Annotated in this window: 19 protein-coding genes and 1 pseudogene; 9 read left to right on the forward strand and 11 right to left on the reverse strand. The window is 64.9% G+C overall.

Annotation, left to right across the window (positions count from 1 at the left end; all coding sequences use genetic code 11):
* Nucleotides 1–4: 4 nt before the first annotated feature.
* From ACZ9A3_RS09730 to leuA, 8 genes are all read right to left on the reverse strand, one after another.
* Nucleotides 5–934 (reverse strand): diiron oxygenase, encoded by a 930-nt coding sequence (locus tag ACZ9A3_RS09730; protein ID WP_045198880.1) that lies wholly within the window; start codon nucleotides 932–934, stop codon nucleotides 5–7.
* 17 nt (nucleotides 935–951) lie between these two features.
* A complete protein-coding gene (locus ACZ9A3_RS09735; RefSeq protein ID WP_045198882.1) occupies nucleotides 952–1,299 on the reverse strand; it encodes a DUF4437 domain-containing protein in 348 nt (115 codons plus the stop codon).
* Nucleotides 1,296–2,072, reverse strand: a complete 777-nt coding sequence (locus tag ACZ9A3_RS09740) for a DUF3050 domain-containing protein (RefSeq protein ID WP_045198884.1) — start codon at nucleotides 2,070–2,072, stop codon at nucleotides 1,296–1,298. The genes ACZ9A3_RS09735 and ACZ9A3_RS09740 overlap by 4 nt, the downstream gene beginning before the upstream one ends.
* Nucleotides 2,073–2,442: 370 nt before the next feature.
* Complete coding sequence (locus ACZ9A3_RS09745; RefSeq protein ID WP_045198886.1) at nucleotides 2,443–3,957, reverse strand: DHA2 family efflux MFS transporter permease subunit; 1,515 nt, start codon at nucleotides 3,955–3,957, stop codon at nucleotides 2,443–2,445.
* On the reverse strand, nucleotides 3,947–5,101 hold the full coding sequence (locus ACZ9A3_RS09750) for an HlyD family secretion protein (RefSeq protein ID WP_476252467.1): 1,155 nt from the start codon (nucleotides 5,099–5,101) through the stop codon (nucleotides 3,947–3,949). Before ACZ9A3_RS09750 ends, ACZ9A3_RS09745 begins: the two co-directional genes overlap by 11 nt.
* On the reverse strand, nucleotides 5,098–6,591 hold the full coding sequence (locus tag ACZ9A3_RS09755; protein WP_476252468.1) for an efflux transporter outer membrane subunit: 1,494 nt from the start codon (nucleotides 6,589–6,591) through the stop codon (nucleotides 5,098–5,100). Before ACZ9A3_RS09755 ends, ACZ9A3_RS09750 begins: the two co-directional genes overlap by 4 nt.
* Before the next feature lie 143 nt (nucleotides 6,592–6,734).
* Nucleotides 6,735–7,469 (reverse strand): AraC family transcriptional regulator, encoded by a 735-nt coding sequence (locus ACZ9A3_RS09760; protein WP_045198892.1) that lies wholly within the window; start codon nucleotides 7,467–7,469, stop codon nucleotides 6,735–6,737.
* A 10-nt stretch (nucleotides 7,470–7,479) separates the two neighbouring features.
* Entirely contained in the window at nucleotides 7,480–9,177 is a 1,698-nt protein-coding gene (leuA, locus tag ACZ9A3_RS09765; protein ID WP_476252469.1) for a 2-isopropylmalate synthase, read from the reverse strand.
* Between the two features lie 390 nt (nucleotides 9,178–9,567).
* Here leuA and ACZ9A3_RS09770 point away from each other — a divergent pair, with 390 nt between their 5' ends.
* Together ACZ9A3_RS09770 and ACZ9A3_RS09775 are read left to right on the forward strand one after the other, a co-directional pair.
* Nucleotides 9,568–9,978: a VOC family protein gene (locus ACZ9A3_RS09770; RefSeq protein ID WP_476252470.1), complete on the forward strand. Its 411-nt coding sequence runs from the start codon at nucleotides 9,568–9,570 to the stop codon at nucleotides 9,976–9,978.
* A 19-nt stretch (nucleotides 9,979–9,997) separates the two neighbouring features.
* Complete coding sequence (locus ACZ9A3_RS09775; protein WP_093383120.1) at nucleotides 9,998–11,104, forward strand: alkene reductase; 1,107 nt, start codon at nucleotides 9,998–10,000, stop codon at nucleotides 11,102–11,104.
* Here the strand turns inward: ACZ9A3_RS09775 and ACZ9A3_RS09780 are convergent.
* The 3 genes from ACZ9A3_RS09780 to ACZ9A3_RS09790 form a co-directional block, all read right to left on the reverse strand.
* The gene (locus ACZ9A3_RS09780; RefSeq protein WP_143013286.1) at nucleotides 11,088–11,288 is read right to left on the reverse strand and encodes a hypothetical protein; all 201 of its coding nucleotides are present in this window, start codon (nucleotides 11,286–11,288) and stop codon (nucleotides 11,088–11,090) included. The genes ACZ9A3_RS09775 and ACZ9A3_RS09780 overlap by 17 nt on opposite strands.
* A 186-nt stretch (nucleotides 11,289–11,474) precedes the next feature.
* The gene (locus ACZ9A3_RS09785; protein ID WP_093383117.1) at nucleotides 11,475–12,776 is read right to left on the reverse strand and encodes an MFS transporter; all 1,302 of its coding nucleotides are present in this window, start codon (nucleotides 12,774–12,776) and stop codon (nucleotides 11,475–11,477) included.
* Nucleotides 12,777–12,843: 67 nt separating this feature from the next.
* Nucleotides 12,844–14,157, reverse strand: coding sequence for an L-fuconate dehydratase (locus ACZ9A3_RS09790; protein WP_045198901.1), 1,314 nt, complete (start codon nucleotides 14,155–14,157; stop codon nucleotides 12,844–12,846).
* 101 nt (nucleotides 14,158–14,258) lie between these two features.
* Between ACZ9A3_RS09790 and ACZ9A3_RS09795 the strand changes: the two genes are divergently transcribed.
* The 7 genes and pseudogenes from ACZ9A3_RS09795 (at nucleotide 14,259) to ACZ9A3_RS09825 (ending at nucleotide 23,251) form a co-directional block, all read left to right on the forward strand.
* Entirely contained in the window at nucleotides 14,259–15,206 is a 948-nt protein-coding gene (locus ACZ9A3_RS09795) for a LysR substrate-binding domain-containing protein (RefSeq protein WP_476252471.1), read from the forward strand.
* A 34-nt stretch (nucleotides 15,207–15,240) separates the two neighbouring features.
* Nucleotides 15,241–16,206 (forward strand): LysR family transcriptional regulator, encoded by a 966-nt coding sequence (locus ACZ9A3_RS09800; protein WP_258597679.1) that lies wholly within the window; start codon nucleotides 15,241–15,243, stop codon nucleotides 16,204–16,206.
* 165 nt (nucleotides 16,207–16,371) lie between these two features.
* Nucleotides 16,372–17,919, forward strand: coding sequence for a UxaA family hydrolase (locus ACZ9A3_RS09805; protein WP_045198906.1), 1,548 nt, complete (start codon nucleotides 16,372–16,374; stop codon nucleotides 17,917–17,919).
* Nucleotides 17,920–17,958: 39 nt separating this feature from the next.
* Entirely contained in the window at nucleotides 17,959–19,539 is a 1,581-nt protein-coding gene (locus ACZ9A3_RS09810) for an aldehyde dehydrogenase (NADP(+)) (RefSeq protein WP_476252472.1), read from the forward strand.
* 16 nt (nucleotides 19,540–19,555) lie between these two features.
* Nucleotides 19,556–20,614 carry an Ldh family oxidoreductase gene (locus tag ACZ9A3_RS09815; RefSeq protein WP_195883982.1) on the forward strand — a complete coding sequence of 353 codons (1,059 nt, stop codon included), beginning with the start codon at nucleotides 19,556–19,558 and terminating at the stop codon, nucleotides 20,612–20,614.
* Between the two features lie 20 nt (nucleotides 20,615–20,634).
* Nucleotides 20,635–21,853 (forward strand): annotated as a pseudogene (locus tag ACZ9A3_RS09820) (fumarylacetoacetate hydrolase family protein).
* Nucleotides 21,854–21,943: 90 nt separating this feature from the next.
* Nucleotides 21,944–23,251, forward strand: a complete 1,308-nt coding sequence (locus tag ACZ9A3_RS09825; RefSeq protein ID WP_093383098.1) for an MFS transporter — start codon at nucleotides 21,944–21,946, stop codon at nucleotides 23,249–23,251.
* Nucleotides 23,252–23,257: the final 6 nt, after the last annotated feature.

Consider the following 23,257-nt stretch of genomic DNA (forward strand, 5'->3'; position numbering starts at 1 on the left):
GATGTCAGATCAGGTAGGCGGCCAGGGAAGACTGCACGGCCGGATCTTCGAGCATTGCGCTGGCGCGGAAAAACCGCATGATGTTGCCCACCAGGGGATGCCCCGGGGTGATCGGGAAGTCCATGGCTTCAACTTCCAGGCGCAGCGCTGCCTTGACCTGCTCACTGGTGTCCAGGTGGGCAATCAGCGCCAGGTCGAAGGCTTTCTGGATGTCGTTGGTCAGGTAGTGGCTGAGGAACACCGGCATGATCGAAGCGAGGATCTGCCGGTCTTCAGCCGGCGCCGCACTCCAGTAAATGCGCGTCAGCCGCGCCCAGAAGCTCGAATGCCGGCCTTCGTCGGCCAGGTGGTCAGCCATCAGGCCCTTGACCGATTCCTTGACCGTGTCGTCGCGGGCGAAGGCGGCGACATCATTGGTCAGGGTGTTCTCGGCAACCGCCACGCAAATCAGCTCGACCGCCGCTTTCAGGTGTTCGGGGGCCATCTCCATGGCTTTGGGGATCGAGCGGCTGAGCTCGATTTCCCGCGGCAGGGCGATGGGCTCGATACCGGTCAGCTCGATGGTCTGCTGCAGGTAGTCCATGGCCACCAGGGCGTGGTAGTCCTCATCCACCACCACGGTCATGGCGTCGTAGCGGCAGGCAAACGGAAAGCGGATCGCAAAGCTGTCCTTGGCAATGCTGCGTGCGGTTTTGTCGACAATCTCGGTTTCGAAGATCACCACGTCATTAATGAACTTGTAGAGACTTTGCACCAGGGCAAAGTCTGTCAAGTGCGGGCACTGTTCCATAAAGACGGCGCTGGTCACCAGGGGTTGACGGCTGGTCGGGTAAATCAACTTGCCGTCATCTTCCACAGTGCGCCGCGGACGCGTGCGAATGGTCGCTCGCCGCTCCCAGGAGTCGGCGAAAGACTGATACTCATGTGCGTTCATTTAACCTTGCCCACCGTTCAATAGTAATGAACTTCAAATAACAGGCAGCCCTGCTCCGAATGAAACGGACCATGTTCCGTGTGCGCCGCGCGAAAGAAGTAACTGCCTTGCCCGTAGGTCTTTTGTGCACGCCCCGGCGCGGCCTGTTCGGTTTGATCACCTTCGATCAAATACACTTCTTCGTGGTAATCATGGGTATAGATTTCACGCGTGCCGCCGCCGGGGTTAAAGCGCACCAGGCGTGTGCGGATACCGGTACGGGTGTTGGCATCGAGGGTGTCCTTGAACACCGTGAGGGTGATGCCGCGCTCGCTGCTGACCGCTTGCCAGGTGGCCTGGTCGTGCTCGATGACTTCGAACTTCATGCGACACACTCGGCGATCTGCACGGCCATTTCGGCGCGCAGTTCGTCCCACAGCACGCGGCGGCTTTCGACTGCGGCAATGGCGGCGGCGTAGACTTCCTGCTGGCGCTGCGGGTCGCCCTGGACCAGGCGATCGAGCAGTTTTTCGGCGGCCGGGCCATGGTCGTCGGAGTCGACGTCGATATGGCGCTGCAGGTAGTAGCGGAAGGTCGGGGCCTGGTCGGTACCAATGTCCCAGTCATCGAGAATGGTCTGGAACATCCGTGGGATCACGCTTTCACGCCCGTGCAGAAAGGCTGCGGCAACTTCATGAGGCTTGGCGTTGATGGCGGTGTCGAGGGTGTTGCTGACAAACCGCACCGCTGCCGGCGAGGCATGGCAGTGCTGCAGGGCTTCGTCAAGCTCGACGCCGCCGCGCAGCAGACGGACAAAATGCTCGATACGGTCGGTGCTCGCGCCAATCTCGCGCATGGCGTGCAGGTACAGTTCGAAGTGGCTGTAGTGGCCGCCTTGCAGGTTCTGGTCGGACTCTTCACCGAGGACGATTTCGTTGATCAGGTGGGCGGCGGCGGGGTCCAGCGGTGGTAGCCACGGCAGGCGGGTGCAGGTCAGTTCCTGCTGCAGGCGCTTGGTCAGCGACATGAAGTCCCAGACCGCAAAAACATGGGTCTCCATGAACGTGCGCAATACCTGCAAAGAACCGATTTCAGCGAAGATCGGGTGGTTGCCAAGTTCGGTTTTGTTGTGTTCAAGAACGGCTTTTTGATTGTGCATGTTTTCCTCGGTTATCAGGTTTTTTGTCGGGATATAAAACAGCGTTATCGTTTTTAGGGCAGCCGCACAGGTGGCCAGAAACTGGCCCGTTGGCGCGTTTGCGTCATGCAGTGGCCGGAACCGTTATGGCGCCAGGCAACGGAAAGCTAAGACATAAGAAGTTACAAATCAAGACTTCGCAAACATAAAATTTAGGGGTGGATTAATAACTTGCAGGCACGCGAAAAAGGCAACTTCATTACTGAAGTTGCCAAGCGGCAAGAGGCTGTTAATAGCGTTTTTTATCGCTATTTAATTAGATTTAGCGCATGCCATACCACTGAACTCCCTGTTCGCTAATACCGTTATAACTATTAATTACATGTAAACTTCAGGCCGCCCGCTGGGTGCGCAGCACCAGCGCTGCTACTGCGCAGCCAATCAGGGCCAGACAGGCGACATAAAACGCATCGCTGTAGGCCATCAGGTACGCCTCGCGGCGTATGGTTGCAGCCAGACCCTCCAGTATCTGCTGCTGTTGCGGCAGCCAGGTGTGCACCGCCTGGTTGAGGCGCTCCTGCAAACCTGGCGAAAACACCGTGACATGTTCGTGAATACGCTCGCTGTGGTAGCGCTCACGGGTGGCAACGATTTGCGTCAGCCCGGCGGTACCGATGGCGCCACCGAGGTTGCGCAGCATGGAAAACACCGCCGATGCCGAGCCCGCTTCGCGCTTGTCCAGGCCCGCCACCGCCAGCACCGACAGCGCCACCATGATGAACGGCTGGCCGATGCCGCGAACCACGGTGGAGGGGATGATGACGTTGTCGGCGCTGTCGACGTTGAGGCTGGCGCCCAGCCAGCAGCCTAGGGCCATGATCAGAAAGCCGCTGGCAACCATGAACTTGGCGCTGGTCCAGGCCATCAACCGCGGCATCAGCGGCGCCAGCAGCAATTGCACCAGGCCATAGGCGATCAGGCTGACGCCGACATCGCGGGCGCTGAAACCCTGCAACTGCGAGAGGTAGTTGGGCACCAGGAACACCAGGCCGAAGGTGGCGCCGCCAAAGATGAACATGGCGACGCTGGCCACGCCAAAGTTGTAGCGCCCGAGCAGGCGCAGGTTGATGAAGGCGCGGCTGCCGTACAGCTGGGTGACCACAAACACCACCAGGGCGATGCCGGCGGCCACCGACATGCCGAGGATGTAGCCCGAGCCGAACCAGTCCAGGCGCCCACCTTCCTCGAGCACGATCTGCAGGCCGCCCAGGCCCACGACCATGGCGAAGATCCCCAGCCAGTCGCCGCGGCGCAGTAACTCAAGCTTCATCGGCTTGGCCTCGATCGACCAGGCGATGGCAATCAATAGCGCCACCCCGGGGAACAGCTGCAGGTAGAAAATCCAGCGCCAGGAATAGGCATCGGTCAACCAGCCGCCAATCGACGGCCCCGCGGCCTGGGCGACACTGTTGGCGAGGCTGAACAGGGCCATGCCCATGGCCATCTTGCTGGCCGGCAGTTCGGTGATGATCAGCTGGAACGACAGCGGGATCAGCACCGCGCCGGCGGCGCCCTGGATCACCCGGATGATGATCATCGCCTCAAGGTTGGGTGCCCAGGAGCAGGCGATCGAGGCCAGCAGGAAGATGAACGAGCCGGTCCACATCACCCGGCGCATGGAGAACACTTCGACCAGCCAGGCCGTGAGCGGAATCATGACGATCTCCGCCACCAGGTAGGCGGTGGAGATCCACGAGCCTTCCTCGAAACTGGCGCCCAGCGAACCGCGGATTTCCGGCAGCGCAGCGCTGGTGACGTGGACGTTCATGCCGGCCATGAAACAGCCGAACAAGCCGCCGATCACCGCCACCCAGGCCCGCAACGAGACCGGCTGTTCACTGCTCATCGGCAGGCTCCCCACGGGTGTCGACGGTGGTTACCACCGACATTCCCGGCAGCACCTGCACGCCGTCCTCGGCCGGGTCGAGCAGGATGCGCACGGGAAAGCGCTGGACGATCTTGGTGAAGTTGCCGGTGGCGTTGTCCGAGGGCAGCAGGGCGAAGACATTGCCCGAAGCCGGCGAGAAGCTGGCCACCCGGCCACGCAGGTGCTGGCTGGAAAAACTGTCGATGCTGATTTCCACCGGCTGCCCCGGGCGCATGTGGGCCAGCTGGGTTTCCTTGTAGTTGGCAACCACGTAGGTCTGGTGCAGCGGCACCACCGCCAGCAGCGGCTGGCCGGGCACCACGTATTGCCCGGCGCGCACCCGGCGCTGGCCGACCACGCCGTCGATGGGCGCGCGGATCACTGTGTCCTGGCTGTCCTGGTCGGCCAGGGCGTGGCGGGCCTTGGCGCTGGCCAGGGCTGCCGAACGTTGTTTGATCTGCGCCTCGGCCAGCAGCGCCTGGGCCTTGGCCATTGCCAGTTGCGACTGCTGCTCGCGCTGGCGGGCCTGGGCGCTCTGCAAGGCGGCGCGGGCCTGGATGGCATTGGCGTTGGCCGATTCCAGGCGCTGCACGGTGGCGGCGTTGTCGCGCACCAGGCCCTGGTAGCGCTGCATGTCCAGTTCGCTGCGGCGCCGCTCGGCCTCGGCGCTGTGCACGGCCGATTCGGCCTGGAGGATGGCTTGCTGCTGCTGGTTGATGCGCTCCACTGCCACCTGCTGGCTGGCCTGGGCGGCGGTCAGCGCAGCCTGGGCCTCGGCCACCCCGGCTTCGGCCTGGTCGCGGCGGGCCTGATAGTCGCGGTTTTGCAGGCGTACCAGCACGTCGCCAGCTTTTACCGCCTGGTCGTCATCGACTTCAACCTGGGCGACATAGCCGGCCACGCGCGGGCTCAAGGCCACCCAGTCGGCGCGCACGTAGGCGTCATCGGTGGTCTCCAGAAAGCGCCCGGTGCTAAACCAGTAGCCGCCGAACACCAGCACCGCCACCACGCTCAGGCCGCCTGTGGCGTACAGCGCCAGGCGCCGCCGGGTGAGGGTGGGCAAAGGGGCTTTGCGCTGCTGCTGATCGGCAGCCAGCGGTGGTTTTTCAACGGCAATATTCATGGTTGGATTCCAGTGTCGGTAGGTGCGCTCTGCACCAGGGTCGCGGCCGCGGCCGGTGGCGTTTGCCAGCTGCCGCCCAGGGCCCGGAACAGATTGATTTGTGCCCGCGCCAGGCGTCCCTGGGCCTCGACGTGGCGAGCGCGGACGCTGATCAGGTCGCGCTCGCTGTCGAGCACCTCGAGGGCATCGACGGTGCCGGCGCGGTAGTTGTCCTGGGCCAGGGCAAAGCCGCGCTGGCTGTGCGCCAGGGCCGCATCCAGGGCTTGCGCCCGCTGGCGTTCGCCGTCGTAGCCGGCCAGGGCCTGGCGCACATCCTTGAGCGCGCCCAGGGCCACGCCGCGGTAGTGGGCGATCTGCGCTTGCTGCAGGGCCCGGGCCTTGCTGACCCGGGCGCGGTTGGCCTTGATGTTGGGGAACTCCCAGCTGATCAGCGGGCCGACGGCGAACATCACCGCCTGGCTGTCACCGAGGTTGGACAGGTGATGGTCCGAGGACGTCAAAGAGGCGCCGAAGCTGACCTTCGGGTACAGGTCGGCCTTGACGATGTCGACTTCAAGGTCGGCGGCGCGCAGGTCGCGCTCGGCCTTGCGCACATCCGGGCGGCGGGCCAGCAGTTGCCAGCCATCGCCGCCAGGCAACGCTGCTTTCAGGGTCGGGATGCTTCGGCAGCTGGCGGCACCGGCGCTGATTGCCGCAGGCGGCTGGCCACTGAGCACGCTGAGTTCGAACAGCGCCATTTGCCGCCGCGCTTCCAGCATCGGCAGTTGCGCGCGGACCTGCTCGCGCAGCCCGCGCAGGCGCACCGCATCGAGTTCGGTGGCGATCCCGGCCTGGCGCTGGCGGTCACTGAGCTGCACGCTGCGCTCCAGGGTCTGCAGGGATTGTTCGGTTTCCTGCAGGCGCGCGCCGTAAACGCACTGGTCGATGTAAGCGCGGCTGGTCTGGGTCACCACCTGCAAACGCACCAGCTCCATGGCCTCGCGGGAGGCGTCGGCCTGGGCCCGGGCGCGCTCGATGGCAGCCCGCACCTGGCCCCAGACATCGACCTGATAGGCCAGCTCGATGCCCGGGTTGAATTCCCATTGCGACGGCGCATGGCTGTCGGTGGCCTGGGCCAGGGTCTGGTCGTCGGCACTTTTGCCGTAGCTGGCACCGAACTCGACGCTGGTCGAGGGCCAGCGTCTGGCGTCGTACTCGCCGATACCGGCGAGCATGGCCTGCACGTTGGCCTCGGCCTGGGCCAGGTCCTGGTTATGCGCCAGGGCTTGCTGGACCCAGGTGTTGAGCTGCGGGTCCTGGTACAGCTCCCACCAGCGCTCGGGCAAGGCCTGCTGGCTGACGCCGGCGGGCAGGCTGGCCAGTGGATCGGCTTGCAGTGCCAATGGCGCCGGGGTCGTTACGGATTGGCTGGTGCAAGCGCAGAGCACAGTCAGGAGGCTGGTGGCGGCGAGAAGCCGGGCGGGGAACGGCGGGGATCGAAGTGCACGCATCACGAAAGTCACATCTAGGGTCGTGATGCCAGATTAACGAGGGGAGGGCAGCGCTTCTGCCGCGAGCGGGACAACCATGGCCGTGACCGGGACAACCTGGCCCGGCAGCGAGGAGGGCGTGGCCGCCATCCTCGCTGCGGGTCTCAGTGGCTGCGCGTGGCGCTGCCTTCCAGGGCGCTGACCTGCCAGTCGCGTGGGGTGTAGCCGAGGATGCGCTTGAACATCGCGGCAAAGGCGCTGGCACTCTGGTAGCCGTGTTCGAGCGCCACGTGCAGGATCGGCATGCCACCGGCCAGGCGCTGCTGGCTGAGAATCATGCGCGTGCGGGTGCGCCATTCACCGTAGGACATCCCCACCTCGCGCTGGAACAATCGCGCCACGGTGCGCGCACTCATGTTCAACTGCGCGCCGCATTGCTCCAGGGTGAGGTCTTGCGCAGGGTCTTCGAGAAAGCGCTCGCACCAGGCCCGCAGGCGTGGATGCTGCGGCACCGGCACATGCGCCTCGATGCGTTCAGCCGCCTCCAGCTCGCGGTGAATCAGCGCGCGCACATGCTCGCCCAACGACTCGTCGCGCTGCTCCTGCATGCGTGATGAGGCCAGGATCAGCTCGCGCAGCAGCCCCGAGACCACGATCACCTGACAGCGGTCGACGTGGGCGCTGAGCAACAAGGTGCGCATGCTCACTTCGCCGCTCATGCGCACCTCGTGGCTGACCCCTGCCGGCACCCAGAGGGCGTGCCCGCAGGGGATCACCCAGTTGCCTTCGTCGCTGCACACGCGCATGACCCCGCTGGTGGCGTAGATCAACTGGTCCTCGGCATGGCAGTGGCTGCCCACGACCTCGCCATGTTCATAGTCCATCGCTAATGGTTCCATGCCTTTCTCCTCAGGCAGAAACGCTGGCGGCGTGCAGGGGTTTGAGCAAGCCCTGGCGGGTGGCACGCGACACGGCACCGACCACGGCCTTGAGCGATGCCTGGAGGATGCTGTTGTCTTTGCCGACGCCGAACAGCAGCTGGCTGTTGACGCGGATTTCGACATAGGCGATGGCTTCGGCCTGGGCACCGTCACGAATGGCGTGCTCGTGATAGTCGGCGATATCGAAGTTCAGGCCCTGCTGGGCGAAGGCATTGACCAGCGCCGCCAACGGCCCGTTGCCTTCGCCGCTGAGCGCCAGGCGCGCGCCGGCGATGTCCAACTGGGCATCGAGGTAGGTGCAGCTGTCTTCGCTGGCAAGCCGAGGTTGCTGCAGGGTGTAGGGCTTGCCTTGCTCAAGGTAGTTGTCGGTGAAGCACGACAGGATCATGTCGCTGCTGATCTCCTGGCCGGCCTCGTCGGCCACTTGTTGCACCAGGCCACTGAACTCCATCTGCAGGCGCCGCGGCAAGACGATGCCGTGTTGCTCGAGCAGGTAGGCGACGCCGCCTTTGCCGGACTGGCTGTTGACCCGGATCACTGCCTCGTAGCTGCGGCCCATGTCGGCCGGATCGATCGGCAGGTAAGGGATCTGCCAGTAGCCCTCGGGGTTGTTGCGCCGGTGGGCGAAGCCTTTCTTGATGGCGTCCTGGTGCGAGCCGGAAAACGCCGTGAACACCAGTTCGCCGGCATAGGGGTGGCGCGGGTGGGTCGGCAACTGGTTGCAGAACTCGACTTCGCGCTGCACGTGGATGATGTCCGAGAAGTCCAGCTGCGGGCTGATACCGCTGGTGTAGAGGTTCATTGCCAGGGTCAGGATGTCGACGTTGCCGGTGCGCTCACCGTTGCCGAACAAGGTGCCCTCGACCCGCTCGGCGCCCGCCAGGCAGGCCTGCTCGGCGGTCGACACGCCGGTACCGCGATCATTGTGCGGGTGCACGCTGATGACCACGCTGTCGCGGCAGCTCAAGTGGCGGCAGAACCACTCGATCTGGTCGGCGAAGACGTTGGCGGTCGAGACCTCGACGGTGGTCGGCAGGTTGAGGATCATCTTGTTGCTTGGCGAGGGCTGGAACACCTCGGTCACCGCCTCGCAGATCTCCAGGGCGAAATCCAGCTCGGTAAAGCAGAAGGTCTCGGGCGAGTACTGGTAGGTCCACTGGGTGTGCGGGTTGGCCTGCATGTGGGCCTTGATCTCGCGGGTGGCCTGGGTGGCGATCTCGATGCAGCCGGCGCGGTCGACCCCGAACACCACCTCGCGAAACACCGGTGCGGTGGCGTTGTAGACGTGGACAATCGCCCGGGGCACGCCCTTGAGGGCTTCGAAGGTGCGCTCGATCAGGTGGCTGCGGGCCTGGGTCATCACCTGGATGGTAACGTCGTCAGGAATCGCGCCGCTCTCGACCAGCTCGCGCACGTAATCGAAGTCGGTTTGCGACGCCGCCGGGAAACCCACCTCGATCTGCTTGAAGCCGACCTTGACCAGCAGGTCGAAGAAGCGCCGCTTGCGCTCGGCGTTCATCGGTTCGATCAGCGCCTGGTTACCGTCGCGCATGTCCACACTGCACCAGGTCGGGGCGACCTGCTGGACCCGGTTCGGCCACTGGCGGTCCGGCAGGTCGACGGTGGTGAAGTGACGGTACTTGGTAGAAGGATCCTTCAACATCATGGCGGCGTTCTCCTGTGCCTACGGTTTTGCGCAGCGCCGGTTGCCCGCAAGCAACCGATGCCAATCGCAGATGGGATCCAATTCTAGCGCTGTTACATCTAGAAATAATTGCTAATTTTGCCAGTGACGGGTGAAGAAGCCTTTGCTGATCGCCTGAAAGTTGCAGTTATTGGTGATTTATTGCGCTGAAGGATTTTTATGAGCATATCCTCACCATTTGAGCGCCTGCCTGCGACGCTCAGCCGCAAATTGCACCTGGCCTCAGCCGGCACCTAGTGGCGGGTTTCGACTGATCTATAAAAATTGCTAACAAGTCATTGCAGTCCAGCCCTGTTTATCAGCGACTTTCAATCAAACATCATGCTGACACCCCACACAGAGGTGCTCAGCATGACCCTTGACCTGCAGTTCGATCACCTGGCCTTCACCACCGCCGCCGACGGCGAGCTTAAGGCTGTGCTGCAAACCCTGCTGGGCGTCGAGCCCGGGCCGAGGCCGGCGTTTCCATTTCCCGGGCAATGGCTGTACCAGGGCGACCAGGCCCTGGTGCACCTGATCCAGGGGCCGCACACCGAGCTCAGCCATCTGGCCCTGCGTACCCGGCAGCCGGCGTCGGCAGTGCTCGAACGCGTCCGCGCCAGTGGCCTGGCCTACCAGGTCGCGCTGGTACCGGAGCAACGCATCTGCCAACTGTTTGTCAGCCTGCCCGGCGGCCTGGTCCTGGAACTGGACTGCCCGCTCGATCGCGACGACCTCGGCATTACCCACGACTACCAGCAGTGCGACCACGCACCTGTCTGACTTCAGGAGAGCCACACGCATGTCTACTTCAGCTTCGTTGTTCACACCCTTTGAACTGGGCCCACTGCAGTTGCCCAACCGTATCGTCATGGCGCCGATGACCCGCTCGCGCAGCAGCCAGCCCGGTGATGTGCCCAACGCCATGATGGCGGCCTATTACGCCCAGCGCGCCAGTGCCGGCCTGATCATCAGTGAAGCCACGCAGATCAGCCCGCAGGGCAAGGGTTACAGCTTTACCCCCGGCATCTACAGTGCCGGGCAAGTAGCCGGCTGGCGTCAGGTGACCGACGCCGTGCATGGCCAAGGCGGGCGGATTTTCCTGCAGCTGTGGCATGTCGGGCGCATGTCCCATGCGAGCTTCCATGCCGATGGCCAGCCGGTTGCGCCGTCAGCGCTGCGTGCCGATGCCCAGGTGTGGGTGGTGGGCGATGATGGCGTCGGGCGCATGGTCGAGGTCAGCGCGCCACGGGCCCTGAGCCAGGCAGACATTCAAGCGGTGATCGAGGATTATCGGCTTGCCGCCCGGCATGCCCGCGAGGCGGGTTTTGATGGCGTCGAGATTCACGCGGGCAACGGTTACCTGATCGACCAGTTCTTGCGCACCACCTCCAACCTGCGCAATGACGCCTACGGCGGCAGCCGCGAAAACCGTATCCGCTTTCTGCTGGAAGTGGCCGCGGCGGTGGCCGACGAAATCGGTGCGCAGCGCACCGGTGTGCGCCTGGCGCCCTACATCACCGCCCGCGGCATGGACTGCACGGACGTCATCCCGACCATCCTCCAGGCCGCCAAGGCCCTGGGCGCCCAAGGCATTGCCTACCTGCACCTGGCCGAAGCCGACTGGGACGATGCCCCGCAGATCCCCGAGCCGTTCCGCCATGAGCTGCGCCAGGTGTTTGCCGGCGCCATCATCGTTGCCGGGCGCTACGACGAGGATCGTGCGCAGGCCTTGCTCGAGGCCGGGCTGGTCGACCTGATTGCCTTCGGCCGGCCCTTTGTCGCCAACCCGGACTTGCCGGCGCGGCTGGCAAACGGCTGGCCGATGGCGCAGTTCGATGGCAGCCGCTTGTTTGGCGGAGATGAGCTGGGCTACAGCGACTATCCAGCCTTTATGACAGGCAAGTGAAGTGGCTGGGTTCCTGGGCTGCAAGCATCAGCTCCAGCGGTACCGGGACTACCCCGTCAAGGCCGGCGGGGGCCTGCAAGCCCACCACCAGCAGCGCCGGGCGCTCGCTCGGTTCGCTCGTGCCGGCGGCCACGGCGTTGATCATTCTGGCGTGGTTGGCTGCAATTTCAGTGAGGGTAGACACGTGACTTCTCCGGTGACCGAGCAAGGCGATTGCTGGCGTCCATAAGCGTTGGGGGGCTGGCCGTCGCGTCAGTATTACGTCACTGCCCGACGGTGATTGCCAGCCTCTGCAATCCGCAGGCCAAGCCTTGTCAAAAAATGGACAGGCCTGGCCGGTTTGCGATGGACGGAGTCACCTCGGGCTGTGCTAGGGCTCCTGACCCTGGCGCAAGCGCGTGCTGATCAGCGCCGCCAGCACCAGCAGCGCGGCGATCAGCCACAGGCCGTTGCGGGTATTGCCGGTGGTCTGTTCGATCAGGCCCATCACCGATGGCCCGACAAAACCGCCGAGCAACCCGCAGGTGGTGACGAAGGCCAGGCCCGCCGCCAGGGCATTGCCGCTGAGGCGGCTGGAGGGGAAGACGAAGATGATCGACTGCACCACGAACAGCATCAGCGCGGTCAGCGAGAAACCGATCAGGCCGATGAACGAGTTCGACAACGACGCCAGCAGCAAGCCGGCGGCCATGGTCAGCAAACCGAAGAACAGCAGGGTGCGGCAGCGCCCCGGCGAAGTGGCCAGGCGCGGCAGGGTGGCGGCGCCGATGGCGGCGGCAATCCACGGCACCGAGGTCAGCAGGCCGATCTGCAACGGGGTCAGGGCGGCGTAGGTGCCAATGATGCCCGGCAGGAAGAAGATCACTGTATAGATGGTGATCTGGTGCACGAAGTACACCGCGATCGCCAGCCAGATCTGTTTGTCGGCGAACATCTGGCTGAGCCGGCTCTGTTGCGGCGCCGAGGCTTTTTCGGCGTTCAGGCGCTGCTCGATGTCGCGGGCATCGGCCGCCGACAGCCAGGGCGCGGAGGCCGGGCCGTCCGGCAGTTTCTTCCACACCACATAGGCCAGAGCTACCGCCGGCAGGCCTTCGATGACGAACAGCCACTGCCAGCCGTGCCAGCCCAGCAGGCCATCGAGTTCGAGCAAGGCGCCGCCCAGCGGACCGCTGAGAATATTCGCCAGGCACACCCCGAGCAGAAAATAGCCGGTAGCCCGCGCCCGTTGCTCGCGGTCGAACCAGTAGGTCAGGTAGAGCATCACCCCGGGGAACAACCCGGCCTCGGCCACGCCCAGCAGCAGGCGCATGATGTAGAACGAGGTTTCGCCCTGGACGAAGGCCATGCCCGCCGACAGCAGGCCCCAGGTGATCATGATGCGGGTGATCCAGAAACGCGCGCCGACCCGGTGCATGATCAGGTTGCTCGGCACTTCGGCCAGCGCGTAGGTCAGGAAGAACAGCCCGGCACCCAGGCCATAGGCTGCGGCCGAAAGGCCCAGGTCGATGCCCATGCTGGCCTTGGCCAGGGCAATGTTGGTGCGGTCCAGAAAACTCATCACATAGACCACGATCAGCAGCGGCATCAGCTTGCGCAGCAGCAGACGGTTCAGGCGCTGGTCGTCGGCGACGGCAGGCGCGGCGGCCGCTGTCGCGTTAGTGAGGATTGTCATTGTTTTTTCCCCGTTCAAATGTGCGTACTGCGCGCCGCACGTGTTGCGGCGCGCAGGCTCAGGTCAGTCAGTCACGGTTGATGTCCAGCCACACGGCGCCATCGGGATACTGGTAGCGCTCCAGGGTTTGCGCGTGCATTTCGATGCTGTAGCCAGGGCGTTGCGGCGGCATGTAGCGACCGCGGCGGATCACCACCGGGTCGATGAAGTGTTCGTGCAGGTGGTCGACGTACTCCAGCACGCGGTTGTGCAACGAGGCCGAGACGGCGATGTAGTCGAACAGGGCGATGTTCTGCACATATTCGCACAGGCCGACGCCGCCGCCATGGGGGCACACCGGCACATCGTACTTGGCCGCCATCAGCAGCACGATCAGCACCTCGTTGAGGCCACCCAGGCGTGCGGCATCGAGCTGGCAGAAATCCAGCGCGCCGGCCTGGAACATCTGCTTGAACATCACCCGGTTATGGCAGTGTTCGCCGGTGGCGACGCCGATCGGCGCAATGCGCTGGCGGATTGCGGCGTGGCCGAGAATATCGTCGGGGCTGGTTGGCTCTTCGATCCACAGCGGCTCGAAAACTGCCAGGCGGCGCATGTTGGCCACCGACTCATCGACACTCCAGACCTGGTTGGCGTCCATCATCAGCGTGCGCTCCCAGCCCATTTCGTCGCGCAGGATGCTGGCGCGGCGCATGTCGTCTTCAAGGTTGGCGCCGATTTTCTGCTTGATGTGGGTCCAGCCGTCAGCGATAGCCTCGCGGGTCAGCTGGCGCATTTTCTCTTCGCTGTAGCCGAGCCAGCCGGGCGCGGTGGTGTAGCCGGGGTAGCCTTCGCGCAGCATCTGCGCCTCGCGCTCGGCCTTGCCTGGCACCTGACGGCGCAGCAGGGCGATGGCTTCTTCGGGGGTGAGCACGTCGGTGACGTAGCTGAAGTCCAGGCAGCCCACCAGCTGTTCGGGGCTCATGTCGGCGAGCAGTTTCCACACCGGCTTGCCTTCGTGCTTGGCCCACAGGTCCCAGACCGCATTGACGATGGCGGCGGTGGCCAGGTGGATCACGCCTTTTTCCGGGCCGAGCCAGCGCAGCTGGCTGTCGCCTGCGGTAAAGCGGTGCCAGAAGCCGCCCATGTCGGCGGTGATGTCTTCAAGGGTCAGGCCGACAATCAGCGGCGCCAGCGATTGCACGGCGGCGGCGCAGATCTCGTTGCCGCGCCCGATAGTGAAGGTCAGGCCGTGGCCTTCGAGGCTGTCGGCATCGGTGTGCAGCACGACATAGGAAGCCGAATAGTCCGGGGCGCTGTTCATCGCGTCGGAGCCGTCCAGCGACAGCGAAGTAGGAAAGCGGATGTCGCGAACACTCAAGTGGGTAATGCGTATGCTCATGGCGGGCTCTTGTTCTGGGGTGGCACAGGGAGGCCTGACTGTAGGTTGTCGAGCGATACAGGCATAATCGCCAATTCCTAAGTATGGATACCGGATTTGATATGCCTCCTAAACCCGACGTCGCGCTACCGGCCCCTGCCAGCCTGGGGGCGCTGAAGATCTCCAGCCGGCAGATCACCTTGCTCAACGCCCTGGGCGAGTTCGGCAATTTGCGCCGCGCCGCGGCGGCGATGCACACCACGCAACCTGCGGCCAGCCTGTTGCTGCAGCAACTGGAAGAGCGCCTCGGCGTGCGCCTGTTCGAGCGTTTGCCCCGGGGCATGCAGCCGACCCTGTATGGCGAGGTGATGATCCGCTACGCCCAGGGCGCCCTGCACGAATTCGAGCACGCCCAGGCGCAGATCGCTGAACTGGCCCGCGGCGCCTCCGGCCTGGTGCGGGTCGGTAGTGTCATGGGTCCGGTGCCGGGGCTGCTGACCCAGGCGGTGCTGGCCTACAAGCGCGAGCACCCCAAGGTGCGTATTTCGCTGGAGGTCGGTACCAGCGACACCTTGCTGCCGTCGCTGCTGCGCGGCGATTTCGACCTGGTGGTCGGGCGCCTGCCGGATCAGAGCGACAGTCACGGGCTGAACATCGAACTGTTCGACAGCGACGAGCAGATGCGCGTGGTCGCCCGTGCCGGGCATCCGCTGGCCAGCGCCGCACGCCTTGCGCTGGCCGACCTGGCCGAGCTGACCTGGATCCTCCACCCGATCGGCAGCCCCATGCGCCGGCGGGTCGAGAACGCTCTGCAGGCAGCCGGCATGGTGCAGTCGCTGGACATCGTCGAGACCGCCTCGATCCTCGCCACCACGGCGATGCTTGAGGCCTCGGACATGATTGCAGTGGTGCCCAACGACGTCGCCGAGCATTATGCCCGTTACGCCATGGTTGCCATTCTGCCGGTGGAACTGCCGATCTCGATGGTCAACCTGGGGCTGCTGACCTTGCGTTCGCGGCCGCGCTCGGTGGCCCTGGAAACCCTGTTGCACTACCTGCGGGCGCAGTAGCCCCGCGTATTCATCGGCAAGAGGCAGTTCGTTGATGGCTTCAGACATTACCCACGCCAGTTTCTGCAACTGGATCCGCTTCAAGCACCTGGTGCTGATCGACACCCTGGCGCGCACGCGCAACATGCACGCCACCGCCACGCGCATGAACCTCAGCCAGCCGGCCTTGAGCAAGATGCTGCGCGACCTTGAAGAGCAGTTCGGCTTTGCCCTGTTCGAGCGCCTGCCGCGCAGCATGCCGCCCACCGAACTCGGTGAGTACGTGGTGCGTTATGCGCAAGGGGCGCTGGCCGAGTCGCAGCAGTTCGTCGACCAGGTCAACCGCCTGCGCAAGGGCGGCCATGGCTTTATTCGCGTTGGCGGGATTTTTGCCGCAACGCCCCTGGTGCTGCCCCAGGCGATTGCCGCGATCAAGGCGCGCAGCCCGCTGCTGTCGATCGAAGTGGTCGAGCAATCCAGCGACCATCTGCTGGCCATGCTTGAGCAGAACAAGCTCGACCTGATGATCGGCCGCTTCACCGAGGAGCGCTTCAGCCAGCTGTTCGACTTCCAGGCCCTGGAGCCAGAGCCCTTCAGCCTGGTGGTCAACAAGGATCACCCGCTCAACCAGCCGGGCAGTGCCTCGCTGCAGGCACTGAGCGACTGGCCGTGGGTGCTGTACCCGGTCGGCACACCGCTGCGCGAGCGCCTGGAGCAGGCCTTCAGGGCGGTCGGCATCGCCACCCCGGCAGACAGTGTCGATACCATCTCGATGCCGATGTTCCTGCATTTGCTCGAGTCCGGGCCGATGATCGCCATGTTGCCGCGCTCGATGGTCGCTGCGCAGTTGAGCAGCGGCCAGTTCTGCGAGCTGCAGTCGCCGTTGCAACTGGCGCCGCTGGAGTACGGGGTGATCACCCGCAAGGACGAACCCTTGAGCGCCTCGGCGCAGGCGTTTGTCGAGCTGTTGCTGGAGTTCGCCCGCCAGCGACGGGCAGAGCAGGGCAGTGCTGGCGATTGATAAAAGCGGCTGACTGACAGCTTGCGATAACCCTGGGTTATCGCTTGATCGGATCATCTCATTGGGAATGTTGCGCCCGGCTCCTTAGAGTTATCGCAGATTCGCCCGGCACAGCACGGGCGGCGCCATAACAAGAAGCCGGCCGCATCCGCCCTGAGAGGTCCCATGCAACTGATTGCCAGCACCCGCAGCGGCGACCCTGCCGTTATCCGCTTGAACCCCCTGGACAATGTACTGATTGCCCGCCAGGCCCTGGTTGAAGGCCAGCACCTGGACGCCGAAGCCATCACCGTGCGCCAGGCGGTCCCGTCCGGGCATAAAGTCGCCACCGAGCGCGTGGAGCAAGGCCAGCCGCTGCGCCGCTACGGGCAGATCATCGGTTTTGCCTCGCAAGTGATCGAGGCCGGCGAGCATGTGCACGTGCACAACGTCGAGATGGGCGATTTTGCCCGCGACTATGCCTTCGGCGTCGATGCCAGGCCAACGCCTGCCAGCGAGGCGCAGTTCCAGGGCATCGTGCGTGCCGACGGTCGGGTCGCGACCCGCAACTACATTGGCATTCTGACTTCGGTGAACTGCTCGGCCACCGTCGCCCGCGCCGTGGCCGACCACTTTCGCCGCGACATCCACCCCGAGGCGCTGGCCGCCTACCCGAACATCGACGGCGTGGTCGCTTTGACCCACGGCGCCGGTTGCGCGGTAGACCCCAGCGGCGAAGCCCTGGGCCTGCTGCGCCGGACCCTGGGCGGCTACGCTATCCACCCCAACTTTGCCGCCGTGCTGATCATCGGCCTGGGCTGCGAGACCAACCAGATCGAAAGCCTGCTGCAAACCCAGCAGCTGCAAACCGGTGATCAGCTGCGCGCCTTTACCATCCAGGGCATTGGCGGTACCTCGAAGACCATCGCTGCCGGCATCGCGCAGGTCAAGGCGCTGCTGGCCGAGGCCAACCGGGTCAAGCGTGAGCCGGTCAGCGCCCGCCATCTGGTAGTCGGCCTGCAATGCGGCGGCTCCGACGGCTACTCGGGGATCACCGCCAACCCGGCCCTGGGCAATGCCGTTGACCGTCTGGTGGCAGCTGGCGGCACCGCAATCCTCTCGGAAACCCCGGAGATCTACGGCGCCGAGCACTTGCTCACGCGCCGCGCGGTCAGCCGTGAAGTGGGTGAGAAACTCATCGCCCGCATCCATTGGTGGGAAGACTACTGCCAGCGCATGAACGCCGCGCTGAACAATAACCCCTCGGCCGGCAACAAGGCCGGCGGCCTGACCACCATCCTGGAGAAATCCCTCGGTGCAGTGGCCAAGGCCGGCTCCAGCAACCTGGTGGACGTCTACCAGTACGCCGAAGCGGTGCGCGCCAAAGGCCTGGTGTTCATGGACACCCCGGGCTACGACCCGGTTTCGGCCACCGGCCAGGTCGCCGGCGGCGCCAACCTGATTGCCTTTACCACCGGCCGCGGTTCGGCCTACGGCTGCGCGCCGGCGCCGTCGATCAAGCTGGCCACCAACAACCGGGTGTTCGAGCACCAGCTTGAAGACATGGATGTGAACTGCGGCGGCATCGCCGACGGCAGCACCAGCATCGAAGAACGCGGCGCCTACATCTTCGAGCAGATGCTGCGCATCGCCTCCGGTGAGCGCAGCAAGAGTGAACAGCACGGCTACGGGCAGAACGAATTCGTGCCCTGGCAGATCGGTGCCGTGACCTGATTGACAGCCCTGCAACCTTCTTGACGAGGCGACATGCACATGAGCTTTAGCGGATACAACTTCATTGGCGGCCAGCGCAGTGCCCTGGGCGACACCTTGGTCTACAGCGTCGATGCCCACACCGGCGAGCGCCTGCCGGGCGCCTTTCACCAGGCCAGCCTGGACGAAGTCGACAATGCCGTGGATGCGGCCAGCGCCGCGTTCCCGGCCTATCGCAAACTCTCGGCCGAGCGCCGGGCGCAGTTTCTCGAGGCCATCGCCGACGAGCTCGACGGCCTGGGCGAGGACTTTATCGCCGTGACCTGCCAGGAAACCGCGCTGCCCAGTGCGCGCATTGTCGGTGAGCGCGCACGTACCAGCGGCCAGATGCGCCTGTTTGCCCAGGTGCTGCGCCGGGGCGATTTTTATGGCGCGCGCATCGACCGCGCCTTGCCAGCGCGCACGCCATTGCCGCGCCCGGACCTGCGCCAGTACCGTATTGGTGTCGGCCCGGTGGCGGTGTTCGGTGCCAGCAACTTCCCCCTGGCGTTCTCCACCGCCGGCGGTGATACCGCCGCCGCCCTGGCTGCCGGTTGCCCGGTGGTGTTCAAGGCCCACAGCGGCCACATGGCCACGGCCGAGCGGGTTGCCGAGGCGCTGCTGCGCGCTGCCGAGCGCACGGGCATGCCGGCGGGTGTGTTCAACATGATCTTTGGTGGCGGTGTCGGCGAGGCGCTGGTCAAGCACCCGGGCATCCAGGCCGTGGGCTTTACCGGCTCGCTCAAGGGCGGCCGCGCCCTGTGCGACATGGCCGCCGCGCGGGCGAAGCCGATCCCGGTATTCGCCGAGATGTCGAGCATCAACCCGGTGCTGGTTTTGCCCCAGGCCCTGGCCAGTCGCAGTGCGCAGCTGGCCAAGGACATGAGCGCCTCGGTGGTGCAGGGTTGTGGCCAGTTCTGCACCAACCCGGGCCTGGTGCTGGGCATCCGCTCGCCGGCCTTCAGTGCCTTTATCGAGCAGCTGCGCGGCCATATGGCCGAACAGGCGCCGCAGACCATGCTCAATGCCGGCACCCTGGCAAGCTACGGCAAGGGTATCCAGGCGCTGCTGGCCCACCCGGGGGTAGAAAAACTCAGCGGCCTGGCGCAATCCGGCAAGCAGGCGCAGCCGCAGCTGTTCAAGGCCGATGTCAGCCTGCTGCTGGAGCAGGACGAGCTGTTGCAGGAAGAAGTCTTCGGCCCGTGCACGGTGGTGGTCGAGGTCAATGATCAGGCCCAGCTGTTGCGCGCGGTCAACGCCCTGCATGGCCAGCTGACCGCCACCTTGCTGGCCGACAGCGACGACCTGGCCGCCTTTGGCCAACTGTTCGAGGTGCTCGAAGTCAAGGTCGGGCGGGTGCTGCTCAATGGCTACCCGACCGGCGTCGAGGTCTGCGATGCGATGGTCCATGGCGGCCCGTACCCAGCGACCTCCGATGCCCGCGGCACCTCGGTCGGCACCCTGGCGATCGATCGCTTTCTGCGCCCGGTGTGCTACCAGAACGTGCCCGATGCCTTGCTCCCCGAAGCGCTGCGCGATGCCAACCCGCTGGGTATCCAGCGCCTGGTCGATGGCAAGCCGAGCAACGCGGCCCTGAACTGATCACGGAGCAACAGCGATGAGCGACGCCCGCCGCGTTGATGTGCAAAGCCTCACAGCCTTCGTCGAGCAATTGTTTGAAGCCGCCGGTGCCGATGCCGAAGTCGCCCGGGTGGTCACCCGGGTACTGCTTGAAGGCGAACTGCTGGGCCATCGCACCCATGGCCTGAACCTGGTCAGCCGCTATATTGGCGGCATCCAGGCAGGGCAGGTCAAGGCCCGGGCAGGGCTGCTCGAACAGCTTGCGCACAGCGGTATTTCCAGCCTGTTCGACGGTCATTATCTGCTCGGCCCGTACTGCGTCAGCCGCGCCCTCGACTGCGCGGCCCAGGGCGCAACGGCACAAGGCATTGGCATTGCCGTGGTGCGCCGGGCGGCGCACATCGGTTGCCTGGCGGCCTACCTGCAGCCGTTCACCGAGCGTGGCCTGGTGGCCATGCTGTATTCCAGCGACCCGTCGGTGGCGCTGGTTTGCGCCCACGGCGGTATTGAACCTGTGTACACGCCCAACCCGATTGCCGCCGGCATTCCGACCCGTGGCGAGCCGATCCTGCTCGATGTGAGCATGTCGACCGTGACCCTCGGCCTGGTCGGCCAGTGCCGCGACAGCGGGCAGCGACTGCCGCACCCGGTGTTGCTGGGCAACGACGGGCGTCTGAGCGACAACCCGGAAGATTTTTTCACTACCCCCAGCGGCAGCATCCTGCCCTTGGGCGGCCAGGCTTTCGGCCACAAGGGCTTTGCCCTGGCGCTGCTGGTCGAGGCACTGACCTCGGGGCTGGCGGGCTATGGGCGCAAGGACGCGCCGGATCAGTGGGGCGCCTCGGCAACCGCCGTGGTGATCGATCCGCGCTTTTTTGGCGGGCTTGACGCCTTCACCGCTGAAACCTCGTTTCTCGGCCAGCTGCTGCTCGCCAGCCGCCCGCTCGACCCCGAGCGGCCGGTGCGCCTGCCTGGGCAAGCGGGCTTGAAACGGCGCAAGCAGGCCTTGAGCGAAGGCTTGAGCCTGTCGCCACAGCTGATCGATAACCTCAACCAGCTCGCCGGGCAACTGCAGTGCCCGACACTTTCGCATTAACCGACAACAAGAGCGCTGACATGACAGAGCACGTGAACACCCAAACACCGCTACACCTGAGCAAAGACGCTGCGCTATTCAACACCGGTACCTGGATCGGCCGCGTCTGGCTGGCGCAGCAGGGCCCGGCCGTGGTGCTGGTCAAAGCCGGCGCCGTGCACGATATCAGCGCCCATGTGGCGACCGTCTCGGCCTTGCTCGAAGTAGCTGAGCCGGTGGCCTACCTACGGTCGCTGCCGTTGGGCGAGGCGCTGATCGAGTTGCCGGCGCTGCTGGCCAACAGCGACCCGAATCATCGCGATCCGGCCTTGCCCTGGCTGCTGGCGCCGATCGACCTGCAGGCGGTCAAGGCCGCCGGCGTGACCTTCGCCGCCAGCCTGCTGGAGCGGGTGGTCGAGGAGCAGGCCAAGGGCGACCCGGCCAAGGCCGACGCGATCAGGGCGACGCTAGCCAGCCGCATCGGCGCCGATCTGTCGCAGATCGTTCCGGGCTCGGCGCAGGCTGAAGCCTTGCGCAAGGTCCTGGTAGAGCAGGGGCTGTGGTCGCAGTACCTGGAAGTGGGCATCGGCCCGGACGCCGAGGTCTTCACCAAGGCCCAGCCGTTGTCGGCGGTCGGCCATGGCGCCGATATCGGCATTCACCCGAAGTCGAGCTGGAACAACCCCGAGCCGGAAGTGGTGCTGGCGGTGTCGAGCAACGGCACGGTGCAGGGCGCCACCCTCGGCAACGACGTCAACCTGCGCGACTTCGAAGGGCGCAGCGCCTTGCTGCTGTCCAAGGCCAAGGACAACAACGCCTCGACCGCACTGGGGCCGCTGCTGCGGCTGTTCGACGAGACCTTCAGCCTTGAGGATGTGCGCAGCGCCGGAGGTCGACTTGCGGGTCGAAGGCCTGGACGGCTTTGTGCTCCAGGGCCGCAGCTCGATGCGCCAGATCAGCCGCGACCCGCTCGACCTGGTGCAGCAGACCCTGAACGAAAACCACCAGTACCCCGACGGCCTGGTGCTGTTTCTCGGCACCCTGTTCGCGCCCAAACAGGACCGCGACCAGCCGGGCAACGGCTTTACCCACAAACCCGGCGATGTGGTGACCATCAGCAACGGGCAGCTGGGCAGCCTGTGCAACCGGGTGACCACCAGCGACCTGGCGCCGCAGTGGGATTTCGGCGTGCGCGCGCTGATCGACAGCCTTGCCCGGCGCGGCCTGCTCGATGCCGCTGTGAGCGCCCGCCAGCGCTGATTGAAAGACGTTCCAGGGATGAGTGTGTGACCGCCTGAAGGATCGCCCCGGCGATAAAACCGCTGCAACAATAATAATAAAGGCCATCAGATGAACGCACTGAAGAAGTACCAACGCATCACCGTTGTCTTCCTGCTGTTGATCGGCATCGTCAACTACCTGGACCGTAGCGCGCTGTCGATCGCCAACACCTCGATCCAGAAGGACATGATGATCAGCCCGTCGCAGATGGGCATCCTGCTCTCGGCGTTTTCCATCGCCTATGCCTTCGCCCAGTTGCCCATGGGCCTGATCATCGACCGCCTGGGCAGCAAGATCGCCCTTGGCGCCTCGTTGCTGGCCTGGTCGGTGGCGCAATCGGCGTTCGGCATGGTCAACAGTTTTGCCGGCTTCATGGGCTTGCGCGTGCTGCTGGGGATTGGCGAGGCGCCGATGTTCCCCTCGGCAGCCAAGGCGCTGTCGGAGTGGTTCGATGCCAACGAGCGCGGCACGCCTACCGGCATCGTCTGGTCCTCGACCTGCCTGGGCCCGTGCCTGGCGCCGCCGTTGCTGACGCTGTTCATGGTCAACTTCGGCTGGCGCGGAATGTTCATCATCACCGGCGTGCTTGGCATCGTCCTGGCCCTGTGCTGGCTGAGCTTCTTCAAGAGCAAGGCGCAGTACCTGGCCGAACTAGCCGCGCAAGGCAAGCCGTTGCCAGGTGAGTACCAGGCGCCACAGGCAACGGCAGAGCCCAAGGCTTCGTACTTTGCCGGCTGGCTCGACCTGTTCAGGCACCGCAGTACCTGGGGCGCGATCCTCGGTTTCATGGGGGTGATCTACATGCTCTGGCTGCACCTGACCTGGCTGCCCGGTTATTTTGAGCGCGAGCATGGCCTGAACCTGTACAAAACCGCCTGGGTGGTGTCGCTGGCCTATGGTTTCGGCGCTGTCGGCACCATCGTCGCCGGGCGCTTCTGCGACCTGCTGGTGCGCCGCGGCCTGAGCATCCTGGCCAGTCGCAAGTTCAGCGTGATCACCGGCCTGGTGCTGGCCGCGCTGTTCACCTTGCCGCTGTCGTATGTCAGCGGCTTGACCGCGTGCATCGTCCTGCTGTGCCTGGCACTGTTCAGCATCAACATGGCCAGTGCCACGGCCTGGATGATCGTCAACACCATCGTCGACAGCCGCCGGGTGGCCTCGTTCGGCTCGATCCAGAACTTTGGCGGCTACATCGCAGGCTCCGTCGCGCCGATTGTCACCGGCTTCAGCATCCAGTACTCGGGCTCGTTCAACACCGCGTTCATGATCAGTGCGATCGTCGCGCTGTGTTCGGCGCTGGCGTATTTCCTGTTGCTCAAGGCGCCGATTGGCAACGCACAAGCCGCGCCTGAGCGGGTGGTGGGCGTGACGCAATAAGGGGCA

It is taken from the genome of Pseudomonas sp. TE4620 (genome assembly GCF_056279045.1).

What these genes read in the sequence shown, in the direction of transcription:
- ACZ9A3_RS09730 (WP_045198880.1), bottom strand. Translation starts at nt 934, where the DNA reads ATGAACGCACATGAGTATCAGTCTTTCGCCGACTCCTGGGAGCGGCGA.
- ACZ9A3_RS09735 (WP_045198882.1), bottom strand. Translation starts at nt 1,299, where the DNA reads ATGAAGTTCGAAGTCATCGAGCACGACCAGGCCACCTGGCAAGCGGTC.
- ACZ9A3_RS09740 (WP_045198884.1), bottom strand. Translation starts at nt 2,072, where the DNA reads ATGCACAATCAAAAAGCCGTTCTTGAACACAACAAAACCGAACTTGGC.
- ACZ9A3_RS09745 (WP_045198886.1), bottom strand. Translation starts at nt 3,957, where the DNA reads ATGAGCAGTGAACAGCCGGTCTCGTTGCGGGCCTGGGTGGCGGTGATC.
- ACZ9A3_RS09750 (WP_476252467.1), bottom strand. Translation starts at nt 5,101, where the DNA reads ATGAATATTGCCGTTGAAAAACCACCGCTGGCTGCCGATCAGCAGCAG.
- ACZ9A3_RS09755 (WP_476252468.1), bottom strand. Translation starts at nt 6,591, where the DNA reads ATGCGTGCACTTCGATCCCCGCCGTTCCCCGCCCGGCTTCTCGCCGCC.
- ACZ9A3_RS09760 (WP_045198892.1), bottom strand. Translation starts at nt 7,469, where the DNA reads ATGGAACCATTAGCGATGGACTATGAACATGGCGAGGTCGTGGGCAGC.
- leuA (WP_476252469.1), bottom strand. Translation starts at nt 9,177, where the DNA reads ATGATGTTGAAGGATCCTTCTACCAAGTACCGTCACTTCACCACCGTC.
- ACZ9A3_RS09770 (WP_476252470.1), top strand. Translation starts at nt 9,568, where the DNA reads ATGACCCTTGACCTGCAGTTCGATCACCTGGCCTTCACCACCGCCGCC.
- ACZ9A3_RS09775 (WP_093383120.1), top strand. Translation starts at nt 9,998, where the DNA reads ATGTCTACTTCAGCTTCGTTGTTCACACCCTTTGAACTGGGCCCACTG.
- ACZ9A3_RS09785 (WP_093383117.1), bottom strand. Translation starts at nt 12,776, where the DNA reads ATGACAATCCTCACTAACGCGACAGCGGCCGCCGCGCCTGCCGTCGCC.
- ACZ9A3_RS09790 (WP_045198901.1), bottom strand. Translation starts at nt 14,157, where the DNA reads ATGAGCATACGCATTACCCACTTGAGTGTTCGCGACATCCGCTTTCCT.
- ACZ9A3_RS09795 (WP_476252471.1), top strand. Translation starts at nt 14,259, where the DNA reads ATGCCTCCTAAACCCGACGTCGCGCTACCGGCCCCTGCCAGCCTGGGG.
- ACZ9A3_RS09800 (WP_258597679.1), top strand. Translation starts at nt 15,241, where the DNA reads ATGGCTTCAGACATTACCCACGCCAGTTTCTGCAACTGGATCCGCTTC.
- ACZ9A3_RS09805 (WP_045198906.1), top strand. Translation starts at nt 16,372, where the DNA reads ATGCAACTGATTGCCAGCACCCGCAGCGGCGACCCTGCCGTTATCCGC.
- ACZ9A3_RS09810 (WP_476252472.1), top strand. Translation starts at nt 17,959, where the DNA reads ATGAGCTTTAGCGGATACAACTTCATTGGCGGCCAGCGCAGTGCCCTG.
- ACZ9A3_RS09815 (WP_195883982.1), top strand. Translation starts at nt 19,556, where the DNA reads ATGAGCGACGCCCGCCGCGTTGATGTGCAAAGCCTCACAGCCTTCGTC.
- ACZ9A3_RS09825 (WP_093383098.1), top strand. Translation starts at nt 21,944, where the DNA reads ATGAACGCACTGAAGAAGTACCAACGCATCACCGTTGTCTTCCTGCTG.